This is a genomic window from Methylobacterium sp. J-070 (assembly GCF_022829385.1).
In the GTDB taxonomy this organism is placed as follows: Bacteria; Pseudomonadota; Alphaproteobacteria; order Rhizobiales; family Beijerinckiaceae; genus Methylobacterium.
This window is the reverse complement of sequence record NZ_JAKSXX010000206.1, coordinates 15,959-28,842: the sequence shown is the minus strand read 5'-3', so window position 1 is coordinate 28,842 and position 12,884 is coordinate 15,959. Positions and strand designations below refer to the sequence as shown.

Below are 12,884 nucleotides of genomic sequence, written 5' to 3'. Positions count from 1 at the left end.
TCCAGACCTCGATCAACGCCCCGCGCCAGAAGACCCAGGCGATCATCAAGCAGGCGGCCGCCAAGGCCGGCATCGAGATCGAGCTGAAATCGGTCACCGGCTCGGTGTTCTTCTCTTCCGACCCGGCCAACCCCGACACCTGCACCCACTTCTACGCCGACCTGGAGATGTACGCCTACGGCGCCACCCAGGCCGATCCGGCGATCTGGCTCCTGATGTACGCCTCCTGGGAGGTGGCCCAGAAGGCCAACAAGTGGCAGGGCCGCAACGTCGTGCGCTGGCGCAGCGACGCCTATGACGCGGCCTACAACGCCGCCCAGAGCGAGCTCGACCCGGTCAAGCGCGCCGCACTCCTGATCAAGTGCAACGACCTCGCGGTCTCCGAGAACGTGCTGCCGCTGATCCACCGGGCTGAGGTCTCGGCGGTCGGCGCGAGCCTGACGGCGCCCCGCAGCGGCTGGGACAACGACCTCGCGTTCCTGCCCGACTGGTACCGGGAGGCCTGAGCGGGAGCGCGGGGCCATGGGCGCCTACATCCTGCGACGGCTCCTGATCGCGATCCCGAGTCTGCTCGGCATCAGCCTGATCCTGTTCGTCGTCCTGGCGCTCGCGCCCGGCGATCCGTTCGGCGAACTCGCCGCGAACCCGAACGTGCCCCCGGAGGTCCGGGCAGCGCTGCGCGTCAAGTTCGGCCTCGATGACCCGATCTTCACCCGCTATCTGAGCTGGCTCACCGCCATGCTGCACGGCGACTGGGGCTTCTCCTTCGCCAGCCGGGTGAATGTCGATACCCTGATCCTGCAGCGGCTGCCCACGACCCTGTTCGTTGTCGGCTCCTCCCAGGTGCTGGCGCTGCTGATCGCGATTCCGGTCGGTCTCTACGCGGCACGCCGGCCCTACTCGCTGGCCGATCAGGTCGCCAACACCCTGGCCTTCGTGGGCTTCTCGCTGCCGACCTTCTTCACCGGCCTGCTGTTCATCCTGCTGTTCTCGATCAAGCTCGGCTGGCTGCCCTTCGTCTACCAAGCCGACCTGCCGGGCTCCGGGCTTCCCTGGATCTGGGCGAACGTCCGGCAGGCGATCATGCCGGTGGCGGTGCTGGGCTTCTTCCAGGCCGCCTCCTACACCCGCTACGTCCGCGCCTCGGCGCTCGACGTCGCCCGGCTCGACTACGTCACCACGGCCCGCGCCAAGGGCCTGACCGAGGGCACGGTGACCCGCCGGCACATCGCCCGCAACGCCCTGATCCCGGTGGTGACGCTGGTGGCCCTCCAGATCCCGGCGGTGTTCGGCGGCGCCATCGTCACCGAGCAGATCTTCCGGATCCCCGGCATCGGCTCGCTGCTGATCGACGCGATGCTATCCAACGACACGCCGGTGGTGATGGCCGTGACCTTCGTGTTCGCCGGCCTCGTCATCCTGTTCAACCTCGTCGCGGACCTGCTCTATGGCTGGCTCGACCCTCGCATCGCCCTCCGATGAGCCGGTCCCCGTCGCCCGCGCGCCGGCCTCGCCGGGCCGGGAGACGTGGCGGCGCTTCCGGCGGCACCGTCTGGCGCTGGCCAGCGTCGGCGTGCTGGCCGTCTTGGTCGCCGGCGTGGTGGTCGGCGGCCTGCTCTGGCCGGTCGCCATCGACGACATCGACTTCGCGGCCCAACTCCAGGGCCCGTCCTGGGACCACCCGTTCGGCACAGACGACCTCGGCCAGGACCTGCTGGCCCGGATGATCTACGGTGGCCGGATCTCGCTGGCGGTGGGCTTCGCCGCCATGGCGGTGGCGAGCCTGATCGGGGTGCTGGTGGGGGCGCTGGCCGGCATGTCGCGCCGTCTCCTCGACCCTCTGCTGATGTGGCTGACCGACCTGTTCCTTTCGCTGCCGCAACTGCCGCTGCTGCTCCTCGTGATCTACCTGTTCCGCGACAGCCTGAAGGCCGTGTTCGGCACGCAGGGCGGCGTGTTCCTGATGATCGTCGTGGTGATCGGGGGCCTGCGCTGGATGCCGGTGGCCCGGCTGGTGCGGGCGCAGTTCCTGTCCCTGCGCGAGAAGGAGTTCGTGGAGGCGGCCCGCTCGCAGGGGGCGACGACCGGGCACCTCGTGCGCCGCCACATCCTGCCGAACGCCCTGGGACCCGTGATCGTGGCCGCCTCAATCGAGGTCTCGGCGGCGATCATCGCGGAATCGACGCTGTCCTTCCTGGGGCTCGGCTTCCCGCCCGACATCCCGACCTGGGGGCGGCTGCTGTTCGACGCCAAGGACCACCTCGACGTGGCGCCGCACTGGGCGCTGTTCCCGGGGGGCGCGATCTTCCTGACCGTGCTGTCGATCAACTTCATCGGCGACGGCTTGCGCGATGCGCTCGATCCGCGGCGGGTGCTGTAGGAGGTCGGTCCGCATGGGATCTCCCATCCAATCCCCTCATCCTGAGGTGCGGCGCAGCCGCCTCGAAGGAGGGCTCCAGGGGTCGCGCGGCCGGCTGGAGCCCTCCTTCGAGGCCGCCGCTTCGCTGCGGCACCTCAGGATGAGGGCGCTGCCGGGAGGACTCTCGCCCTGTCGAACCTCGATGGATCAGGAGTGAGCCCCGTGACGGACCCGATCCTCTCGGTCTCCGACCTCACCGTCTCCTTCCGCTCGGACGGGCGCTGGCGCGAGGTCGTGCACGGCGTCTCCTTCGACGTCGGGCCCCGCGAGACCGTGGCGCTGGTGGGCGAATCCGGCTCGGGCAAGAGCGTCAGCGCCCTGTCGATCCTGCGCCTGCTGCCCCGGGACGCCAGCCGCATCGGCGGCCGCGTGCGCTTCGCGGGCCGCGAACTCCTCGACGCCCCCGAGGCCGAGATGCGGCGGGTGCGCGGCGATTCGATCGCCATGATCTTCCAGGAGCCGATGACCTCCCTGAACCCGGTGCTGACCATCGGCTTCCAGATCGCCGAGGCGCTGATCCAGCACCGGGGCCTGTCGCGGTCCGCTGCCGAGGTGGAGGCGCTCCAGCTCCTCGACAAGGTCCGGATCCCGGCGGCCCGCGCGCGGCTGCACGAATACCCGCACCGTTTCTCCGGCGGCATGCGCCAGCGGGTGATGATCGCCATGGCGCTGGCCTGCCGGCCGACCCTCCTGATCGCCGACGAGCCGACCACGGCGCTCGACGTCACGATCCAGGCCCAGATCCTCGACCTGATCAAGAGCCTCCAGGACGAGGAGGGCATGTCGGTCCTGTTCATCACCCACGACATGGGCGTGGTGGCGGAGATCGCCGACCGCACGGTGGTGATGTACCGGGGCCGCGCCGTGGAGGCCGGTCCGACCGCGCGGATCTTCGCCGCCCCCGAGGACCCGTACACCCGGTCGCTGCTCGCCGCCGTCCCGCGCCTCGGCGCCATGGCGGGCCGCGCCCGGCCGCAGCGCTTCCCCGTGGTCGACCGCACCACCGGCGTGGCGGCGGCGGCGCCCGAGACCCCCGACACCGTCAAGGCCGCCGAGCGCCCGGTGCTGGAGGTGCGCGACCTGACCACCCGGTTCGACATCCGCTCCGGGCTCCTCGGCCGCGTGACCGGCCGGGTCCACGCGGTGGAGCGGGTCTCGTTCAGCCTCGCCGCCGGGGAGACCCTGGCGCTGGTGGGCGAATCGGGCTGCGGCAAGTCCACCACCGGCCGCTCGATCCTGCGCCTCGTCGAGCCCCTGTCGGGCTCGGTCCTGCTCGACGGCGAGGACGTCATGGCCCTCGACCCGAAGACCCTGCGCGACCGCCGGCAGAAGATGCAGATGATCTTCCAGGACCCGTTCGCCAGCCTCGACCCGCGTATGAGCGTCGGCGCCGCGGTGGCCGAGCCGCTGCTGATCAATCGCCTCGCCGGCGCCCGGGAGGCCCGGCGCCGGGCGGAGGACCTTCTCGCCCGGGTCGGGCTGGCGCCCGAGACGGTCGGGCGCTTCCCCCACGAGTTCTCCGGCGGCCAGCGCCAGCGCATCTGCATCGCCCGGGCGCTGGCCCTGAACCCCCGGCTGATCGTCGCCGACGAGGCGGTCTCGGCGCTGGACGTCTCGGTGAAGGCGCAGGTCGTGAACCTGATGCTCGACCTCCAGGCCGAATTGGGGCTCGCCTACCTGTTCATCTCGCACGACATGGCTGTGGTGGAGCGGGTCTGCCACCGGGTCGCCGTGATGTATCTCGGCGAGATCGTGGAGATCGGCCCCCGGGCTTCGGTCTTCGGCAACCCGCGGCACCCCTACACGCGCAAGCTGCTCGCCGCCGTGCCCGTCCCCGATCCCGCGCGCCGGCGCGACCGGCATGCGCTCCCGGACGACGAGATCCGCAGCCCGATCCGGGCGCCCGACTACGTGGCGCCGGAGCGGCTCTACCGGGAGGTCGCGCCGGGCCACGTCGTGCAGGACTGGGGGGCCGGCTGGGCCGAGGCCGCGACCCCGGTGGCGGCCGCCTGATCGACGGGACCCTCCGGCGGCGATTGAAGTTCCCGCGCGGACGGGGCATGCCGGGACGCGCATCCGGGGCGTCACCATGCCTGATCTCCGCTGGACCGACGGCCCGGCCCACTGCAGCGACCTCGTGGACGGGACCGGAAAGGTGTTCGGCTATGTCGGCCCCCGGGCGACGGGCGTGCGCGGCTACGTCGTCCAGGCCGGCTCGGAATGGCCGCCGCGACCGGCCGCGTTCGCCGATCATCCCGTCCCCGACGCCGCCCGCGCCTGGGTCGAGGCCGAAGTCGCCGCCCGCGCGATCCGGCCCGTGCGCATCCTCCGGGATGCGCCTCCTCCCGCATAGCGCCCGCGCCATCGCCCCGGGGCGGTCTCGCGGTCATCGGGCGATTCGCGCGGTGTTCCTACGCGGGGTCGTCCCACTCGATGCGGCGCGGCCGGACGGCCGGCACGGGCGGAACAAGCCCGAGCCGCACCGCCGTCCCGACGATCGCGATCACCGCACAGACGAGAACCAGGGAGTCGAGCACGGCGCGGCCGTCACATCGGGGGGCGGGCGGCGCGCGGGTGCCGGACTGCGCGCTGGCGGGCGCGCGTGTTGTGCAGGCGCCGCATCTGCTCCTGCAGCAGCTCGTCCGCGTGCATGGCCTGAACCGGCGTCGACGACGGAAGCGGTGCCTCCGGGCGGTCTTCGGACTGGCGATAAACTGATTTCATGGCCGCCCTCCTCAGTAGATCCTACGCAGGAGCTTAACCGTTTGCCGCTCTATTGCAACCTGACCCGCGCGATTGTCCGAGGACGGATGCCGGGTCCTACTTGCCGGACCGCCCGAGCAGGTGAGGCCCGTAGGCGATGCACAGCGCCTGGGCGAGGTAGGCGCCCTGGAACGTCGCGTTCATCTCGAAGCAGCGCCTCAGCACCTTCAGGAACGGGCGGGCATGGACCGCGCCCTCGACCCCGACGGCGACGGCGAGAACCATCGCGATCGCCACGACGCTGAACCAGTTCAGCCAGCGTGCGGTGACCAACCCAAGGGCCGCAATTAAAATGAATACCATTACCCCCCCCCCAGCCGATTCTGATTTGTTTCCGGCGCGTTACTTACGCAGTCCGAATGAGGCCGGAACGTGGCAAGCGCGTCCGCCGCGCCATGTGTTGCGCGATCCGAAACCAGGATTGCGGCGCATCTTTCAGCTCAGGAGCAACAGAAATGCCAAGTAGGCGAAGGATGTCGCCAGCAACGAGCTGAGCAAGAGCGCGCCGATACAAACGGAGAGCGCAGCAGACGGCGACAATGCTTCGAATCTCCGCCGGGCGACGCGAAGTAACGCAGAACGATTATGTCGCGGAGAAGGGTCGTTAACGAACATTATTCAACATATGTCAAGAGAAGAGGCCGGGCCTTCTGCTTCCCACGAAAGCAGTGGCTAAATTGACGTAGCTGCCTGACGCTCGCATGAATGCGATAATGCGCACATCGGGTCGGCCCCCCGGCGCGCGCTCGGACCGGCCGGGACGTCCGCTCCGCAGGTGCGAGCCGCGCACGGCCTGCGGCGCCGAACAATTCGCCGAAAGCGTAGCACAAAGCTCCGGCCGCGCCCGGCCCAGCGGTGGACGCCGGTAGCCGCGCGGCGTCTGATCCCCGCACTCATCGCAAAACGCAATCCTCCGGGAGGCGCCCATGCTGCGCGGGCTCGTCGTCGCTGCCCTGCTCGGGCTCACAGTCTGCGCCGCCGCGCAGGAGCCGCTCCGCTTCGAAGTCGATCCGGCCTGGCCGAAGCGCCTACCGAACGACTGGATCATGGGGCAGGCTTCGGGGGTCGCGGTCGATGCGAACGACAACGTCTGGGTGATCCAGCGCCCGCGCACCCTGACCGACGACGAGAAGGCGGCGAGCCTCGATCCACCCCGCACCCGCTGCTGCAGGCCCGCCCCGCCGGTCCTGGTCTTCGATCAGGCTGGAACCCTGATCCGATCCTGGGGCGGCCCCGGAGAGGGCTATCAATGGCCCCAGAACGAGCACGGCATCACCATCGACCACAAGGGCTTCGTCTGGCTCGCGGGGAACGGCGAGACCGACGGCCAGATCCTGAAGTTCACGCCGGACGGCCACTTCGTGCTCCAGATCGGCAAGCAGGGTCCGCAGACCGACAGCCGGGACACCACCCGCCTCGGCAAGCCCGCCGGCATGATGGTCGACCCCGAGACGAACGAACTCTACGTGGCCGACGGCTACTACAACCACCGCGTCATCGTGTTCGATGCCGAGACCGGCGCGTTCAAGCGGATGTGGGGCGCCTACGGCAAGCCGCCGACGGACGAGAAGCTCGGGCCCTACGACCCCGCGGCCGAGCCGGCGACGCAGTTCCGCAACCCGGTCCACTGCGTGCAGATCGCCCGCGACGGGCTGGTCTACGTCTGCGACCGGACCAACAACCGCATCCAGGTGTTCCACAAGGACGGCAGCTTCGTGAAGGAGATGTTCGTCGAGAAGAACACGCGGGCGAACGGCTCGGTCTGGGAGCTCGCCCTGTGGCCGGACGAGCGCCAGACCTACCTGCTCAACGCCGACGGGGCCAACAACGAGGTCCGCACCCTGAGCCGCGACACCGGCGAGATCCTCGGCCGCTTCGGCCGCAATGGCCGGATGGCGGGCGAATTCCACTGGGTCCACAATCTCGCGGTCGATTCGAAGGGCAACGTCTTCACCACCGAAGTGGACACCGGCAAGCGCGCCCAGAAATTCGTGTTCCGGGGCGACATGGTCCTGCGGAAGCACGCCGCCGTTCCGGAGGGACGCCCGCAATGAGCGCCGAGCCCTACCTGGCCGTCGAGGCCGCCTGTCCCTGCTGCCTCCCCCGCCGGGGCTTCATGCGCCGCCTCGCGGGCCTGGGCGCCGCGGCCCTGACGGCGCTCCCGGCGGGCGCCATGGCCGAGCCCTCGGGCCATGCCGGCCCGGTGATCGACTGCCACGGGCACTACACCACCGAGCCGGCCGCCCTGCTGGCCTGGCGCAAGCGCCAGATCGACGCCATCAACGACCCCGCGCAGGCGCCCTCCCCCGCCGACCTCAAGATCAGCGACGACGCGGTGCGCGAGAGCGTGACCGGGCGGCAGCTCAAGCTGCAGGCGGACCGCGGCATCTCCCTGGTGCTGTTCTCGCCCCGGGCCGGCGGCATGGGCCACCATATCGGCAATGCCCGGACCAGCCTCGACTGGTCGATCGTGTCGAACGACATGATCCACCGCGTGGCCAGCCTGATGCCGAAAAACTTCGTCGGGGTCTGCCAGCTGCCGCAGACGCCGGGCGTGTCGCCGAAGAACTGCACGGCCGAGCTGGAGCGGTGCGTGACGGAACTCGGCTTCGTCGGGTGCAACGTCAATCCGGATCCCTCCGGGGGCTACTGGACGGACCCGCCGCTGTCGGACCGCTACTGGTACCCGCTCTGGGAGAAGATGGTCGAACTGGACGTGCCCGGCATGGTCCATGTCAGCGCCTCGGCCAACCGCAACTTCCACGCGACGGGCGCGCACTACATCAACGGCGACACCACCGCCTTCATGCAGTTCGTGACCTCCGACCTGTTCAAGGACTTCCCGACGCTGCGGCTGATCATCCCGCATGGCGGCGGGGCGGTGCCGTATCATTGGGGCCGCTACCGGGGACTCGCGCAGGACATGAAGCGGCCGCCGCTGTCGGACCTGATGCGCAACGTCTTCTTCGACACCTGCGTCTATCACCAGGCGGGCATCGACCTGCTGCTCAAGGTCGTGCCGCGGGACAACGTGCTGTTCGCGTCCGAGATGGTGGGCGCGGTGAACGGGATCGATCCCGAGACCGGCCACGCCTACGACGACACCAAGCGCTACGTCGAGGCCGCCGCGCTCTCCGATGCGGACCGGGCGAAGGTCTACGCCGGCAACGCGCTCCGGGTCTATCCCCGGCTGGCGGCCCGTCTCACGGCTGCGGGCCTGATGCCCTGACGTGCGGGGCTGCGCCGAGCAGGCCGCGCGGCCCCGCGTCCCGAGACTTTCCGCACGCGCGGGCCGCAGAGGCGCCCGCCCGAGCAAGGGGCCTCCGCTGCACTCCGGCGCCTCAGAACGCGGGCCGGGGTCGTGCTCGCGGTGTTTCGATATCGGATATCGTAGCATATATCTGAAGTATTGTTAGATACATCGAATTTTATTCAGGCAATGCTGTGGACCGGTCCGCGGTCATCGGATCGAGCGAGGCGCGATCGCGCGAAAACGGCTTCATTTTCAGTGAGATCGTCGTCGGACATATAATCCAGCGTTGAATTCAGATTAGACGCATGCATAAATGGCCAAGCCGCCAAAAATGTATCATGTATCGAGTAAGTCGCAATAATTCGCGCCTCCGCCGAGTGAGACCGTGCCGCGATGGTGAACCGTGGATTCGTGCCCTCGATCGCCGTTCTCGTTTGCCTCCTGCTCGGCAACCCGGCCGGCGCCCAGGTCAATGCGCTCGATCTGTTCGGCGGCCTGATCGGGGCGGCACAGTCGCAATCGGCCCGCGAGGCCTGGGCCCGGCTGCCCGAGGCCGAGCGCAGCTGCCTGCAACGGGTGCTGGCCCAGCAGAACGTCGCCGTCCCGGCCCTGGTCCAGAACGGTGTCGGCCCCGAGGATGCCCGCCTCAGCGCGGTCACCGCGCAGTGCCGCAGGTTCTCGCCGGCGGTGCTGCGGCGCAATTTCCCCTGTGTCGTGCCGGGCGAGGACGGACGGCCGGTCACGACCCGGTGCGATCAGGCCTTCGCGTATCGCGATGCGAACGGCCGGTCCCTGAACGTCGAGCCGGCCGAGGCCGCGCGCCTGAGCCTGTCCGGGACGCAGATCTTCACGACCGAGGCGGAGACGGCGGAGGCCCGACAGAACCGGCTGCAGGCCGGCGAGCGGCGGATCCGGATCGAGCGTCTGCGCACCGTCCGGGCGTCGATCGACGAATATCAGCGCCACACCGCCCCGGCGGTCCGCGCGGAAGCCGCCCAGCTCCGCGCCCAGATCGACGAGCAGCTCTCGGGGCGGTTCGAGCCGAGCGCGGAGACGACCGACACGCTGGAGCGCCGCGCCGCGGATCTGCCGGCCCTGGCCGAGCGGGAGACGGCCCGCCTCGCCGCGCTCGAGCGCCTGCGGTCGCTGCGGGCCCAGGCCGAGGCGCGCGGCCGGAACGGCCTTCCCGATCCCCTCGTCGCCCGCCTCGCCGCCCTGCGCGCGGAGGCTGCCGCGCTTTCGAAGGAGCCCAAGACCGAGAACCGACCCGAGAGGGTCGGGGCGGTGCGGGACATCGGGCCCTCGTTCAAGTGCGACGAGGCCAACACGGCCCTGCCGATGCTCATCTGTGCCGAGCCCGGCCTGCGCCGCCTGGACCTCGAGATGGCCCGCGCCTACTACGCGCTGCGGCAGGTCGCGCCGAATGACGGCGCCAGCCTGAGGGCGGAAGCCGTCGGTCTCTACAAGCAGACGCTGGAGGCCTGCCGCCTGCCCGAGACCGGGAAGCCGTCCGCGGCGCTGCGGGCGAAGGCACCGCCGTGCATCGCGCGCGTCTACGCCCGCCAGAAGGATCTCTGGACGGATCGGGTCGGGCGGGAGGGCGGCCCCGACGCGCGGCAGGAGCTGGCGCGTGCGATCGACGAGCATGTCCGGCTTCAGCAGACCCTGCAGGACGAGGGCTATCTGGCCGGCCCGGGACCGGCCGACGGCGTGTACGGGAGCGTCACGCGCAGCGCCATCCTGGCCTTCGCCAACGCCGAGGGCGTGCCGTCCGGCGGGTTCATGTCGGACGTCGTCGCCGAACGCCTGCGCGGGCGGTCGCGGATACCGGCGAACCGGGGGCTCGCGGTCCGTGCCGCCGACCAGATCGACGCGCTGTCGAGCCGCTACGAGGCGGTGCTGGCCGACATGGCCCTGGCCGAGACCCGGCGGACCGCCAACGAGCAGGCCCGCGGCCGCCTGCAGGCCCTGCACAGACGCATCGAGACGCTGCTGGGCTTCCTCCTGCCCGAGGATCTGCGCAGGACCCTGACCGACCTCGCGCCCAAGGCGGACAGGACCGGGACCGCGGACCTGCAGGCCGAACTCGACATCCTGGAGCGCCGGCTCCAGGCTCTGGAGCCGCGGCTGAGCGCGATCGAGACCTTCCAGGCCAGCCTCGGCGAGGCCGGCCGCCGCGTGCTCGCCGGCGACCCTTCGGACATCGTCGTCTTCTACAACAGCGCGCCGGGCGACCACGCCGTGACGCGGCGCCTGGACGGCGCGCTGACCTTCGCGGCCGGGCGCACGGTGGGCTGCACCCTCGGCGACTTCCCCACCGACCGCCTGAGCCTGAGGCTCCTGAGAGCCAAGGTAACGGCGCTCGGCGCCCCCATGGCCGAACGGCCGGCCCCCTGCACGGCGGCCGAGCGCACGGGCGCCGACCTGTTCTTCGTCGAGCGGCGCGCCTTGAACGACCTGACCCTGAGCCGCGCGGTGGCCGCGGCGGCCGATGCGGGCAGCTACAGCGTCGCGACCTTCGTGGCCGGCGCCGACCGGGAGGCCGCGCGGCAGCAGGAGGCCGCCGCCCTCGACGAGGTCCGCCGGGCCGTCGCCCAGGGGGCCCCGGGCGGGTTCGCGATGCTGGCCTTCGACAACGGCTCCCGCGCGATCTGCCGGATCGAGTCGGTCGACCAAGTGCTGAACGCGCAGGTCCTGTCGATCTTCGTCGAGACGCTGGGCGACGAACTGCCCAAGGCGGCGCTCGGACTGAGCGCGAACCCGGGCGACCTGTTCGTCGCGACCAAGCAGCGCCGCTGCGGATCGATCTTCGCCAGCACGGGCGACGTGGCGATCCTGGCCGAGGGCTTCCGGCGCGATCAGGTCCGGTACCGCCTGCTCCCGCTCTGGGTTTCGCCCGAGCGGGTCGAGGCGGTGCGGCAGGCCCAGGCGGCGGCGGTCCAGAAGATCGAGGCCATCCTGGCGGATCCCGACGGCCAAGGGATCGGTGCCGTCGCGGTCTCGTCCGCCGCGCACCGGATGTGCCGCCGCGGGGAGGTCGCGCCAGCCGTCCAGGCCGAGATCGCCGACGTGGTCGCGGGGATCGTGGGCGACGCGAGCGCGCGCGCGGACCCCCTCGTCGCCGGGGACGACGACACGATCCTGACGGCGGTCAGGAAAGGGGAATGCGGTTTCGTCTCCGGTTCGGGCGCGGCCCTGAGGCCCCTCCTCGCCGACATGAAGCGCGCGGCCCTGGACTATCGCATCCTGCCGATCTGGTTCTCGCCCGACGATCCGAAGGCGGACCGCAGCCCGGCGCCCGGCATCCCGAGCCCGTTCCAGCTCCAGCCGCAGATCCGGCCGGGCAATCCGACGCCCGACACCCCGGCCGTGCTCCTGCCGCCGGAGACCCGCGTCGCCCTGATCATCGCGAACGGTTCCTACGAGGCGGTGAACCAGCTCGACAACCCGGCGCGCGATGCCGTCGCGGTGGCCGACACCCTGCGCGCCATCGGCTTCCGGGAGGTCCGCCTGGAGACCAATCTCGGCGTCGACGCGATGCGGCGGGCGCTGAGCGAGTTCTCGACCTTGGCCGAGCGCGCCGACTGGGCCCTGATCTACTACGCGGGACACGGCATCGAGGTCGCCGGGACCAATTACCTCGTGCCGGTCGACGCGCGGCTGAAATCGGATTCGGCCGTCTCGCTGGAGGCGATCTCCCTCGACCAGGCGTTCGGCAGCATCGAGCGCGCGCGCAAGTTCCGGATCGTCATCCTCGATGCCTGCCGCGACAACCCGTTCCTGGTCACCATGGCCAGAACCCTGGCGTCGCGGTCGGTCGGGCGGGGTCTTGCCCGGGTCGAGCCCCCGGGCAGCACGCTCGTCGCCTATTCGGCCAAGGCCGGCCAGGTGGCGCTGGACGGCGTCGTCGGGCAGCAGAACAGCCCGTTCTCCGCCGCCCTGATCGAGGAGGTGCGCAAGCCCAACGTCGAGATCCGGAAGCTGTTCGGCCGCGTGCGCGACTCGGTCCTGAAGTCCACGAACAATGCCCAGGAGCCGACCACCTACGGCTCGATCGGCGGCGACGATTACGTCATCAATCCGCAAGCCGAGGGCCGCTTCATGCTCAACGCCAAGTGACGAGCCTCGGTCCGGCTTCCGGCCGGGACACGCGCCCGTGCGGCACCCCGGGCGACCGCCGGGAGCGGACGCCCTGACGGCCGGACCGGGGACACGTGCGCTCCGGAACCGGCGGCCCGCCCGCGGGTCTGCGAGGCCCATCCCCGGCGCGGCCCCGCCTCGGATCGTCGACGGGGTCCGGTCCGCGCAGGAACGCGGGCGCGGCGGGTCGCGTCGAACCGGGACACGCGGCCGCGCCGGGCCTGCGCCGGGGGCCCCAGGCGGCCTGATCGCGGGGATCTGCGCGACGGGTCATGCGCGGGCCGACGTCCTCGTTTACAGGCAAGTCGC

10 protein-coding genes and 1 pseudogene are annotated in these 12,884 nt (G+C 70.8%); 8 read left to right on the top strand and 3 right to left on the bottom strand.

All coding sequences use genetic code 11. The features are described 5' to 3' along the window. The 5 genes and pseudogenes from MKL01_RS22120 to MKL01_RS22100 form a co-directional block, all read left to right on the top strand. Nucleotides 1-506 (top strand): annotated as a pseudogene (locus tag MKL01_RS22120) (peptide ABC transporter substrate-binding protein); the annotation flags it as partial. Between the two features lie 16 nt (nt 507-522). Then, complete coding sequence (locus tag MKL01_RS22115) at nt 523-1,482, top strand: ABC transporter permease (RefSeq protein WP_243907337.1); 960 nt, start codon at nt 523-525, stop codon at nt 1,480-1,482. Further along, nucleotides 1,448-2,380 carry an ABC transporter permease gene (locus tag MKL01_RS22110; RefSeq protein ID WP_243907336.1) on the top strand — a complete coding sequence of 311 codons (933 nt, stop codon included), beginning with the start codon at nt 1,448-1,450 and terminating at the stop codon, nt 2,378-2,380. Before MKL01_RS22115 ends, MKL01_RS22110 begins: the two co-directional genes overlap by 35 nt. 201 nt (nt 2,381-2,581) lie before the next feature. After that, entirely contained in the window at nt 2,582-4,432 is a 1,851-nt protein-coding gene (locus MKL01_RS22105) for an ABC transporter ATP-binding protein (RefSeq protein WP_243907335.1), read from the top strand. 76 nt (nt 4,433-4,508) lie between these two features. Next, nucleotides 4,509-4,772, top strand: coding sequence for a hypothetical protein (locus MKL01_RS22100; protein WP_243907334.1), 264 nt, complete (start codon nt 4,509-4,511; stop codon nt 4,770-4,772). 58 nt (nt 4,773-4,830) lie between these two features. Here the strand turns inward: MKL01_RS22100 and MKL01_RS35800 are convergent, their stop codons facing one another. The 3 genes from MKL01_RS35800 to MKL01_RS22090 all read right to left on the bottom strand — a co-directional run bounded on the left by MKL01_RS35800 (nt 4,831) and on the right by MKL01_RS22090 (nt 5,455). Beyond that, nucleotides 4,831-4,956 (bottom strand): hypothetical protein, encoded by a 126-nt coding sequence (locus MKL01_RS35800; protein WP_279604794.1) that lies wholly within the window; start codon nt 4,954-4,956, stop codon nt 4,831-4,833. Between the two features lie 10 nt (nt 4,957-4,966). Beyond that, nucleotides 4,967-5,143 carry a hypothetical protein gene (locus MKL01_RS22095; RefSeq protein WP_243907333.1) on the bottom strand — a complete coding sequence of 59 codons (177 nt, stop codon included), beginning with the start codon at nt 5,141-5,143 and terminating at the stop codon, nt 4,967-4,969. A 96-nt stretch (nt 5,144-5,239) separates the two neighbouring features. Next, nucleotides 5,240-5,455 (bottom strand): hypothetical protein, encoded by a 216-nt coding sequence (locus tag MKL01_RS22090; protein WP_243907332.1) that lies wholly within the window; start codon nt 5,453-5,455, stop codon nt 5,240-5,242. Between the two features lie 653 nt (nt 5,456-6,108). Between MKL01_RS22090 and MKL01_RS22085 the strand changes: the two genes are divergently transcribed. The 3 genes from MKL01_RS22085 to MKL01_RS22075 all read left to right on the top strand — a co-directional run bounded on the left by MKL01_RS22085 (nt 6,109) and on the right by MKL01_RS22075 (nt 12,554). Beyond that, nucleotides 6,109-7,236: a hypothetical protein gene (locus tag MKL01_RS22085; protein ID WP_243907331.1), complete on the top strand. Its 1,128-nt coding sequence runs from the start codon at nt 6,109-6,111 to the stop codon at nt 7,234-7,236. A gap of 119 nt (nt 7,237-7,355) precedes the next feature. Next, on the top strand, nt 7,356-8,411 hold the full coding sequence (locus tag MKL01_RS22080) for an amidohydrolase family protein (RefSeq protein WP_243907338.1): 1,056 nt from the start codon (nt 7,356-7,358) through the stop codon (nt 8,409-8,411). A gap of 417 nt (nt 8,412-8,828) precedes the next feature. After that, on the top strand, nt 8,829-12,554 hold the full coding sequence (locus tag MKL01_RS22075; RefSeq protein WP_243907330.1) for a caspase family protein: 3,726 nt from the start codon (nt 8,829-8,831) through the stop codon (nt 12,552-12,554). Nucleotides 12,555-12,884: the final 330 nt, after the last annotated feature.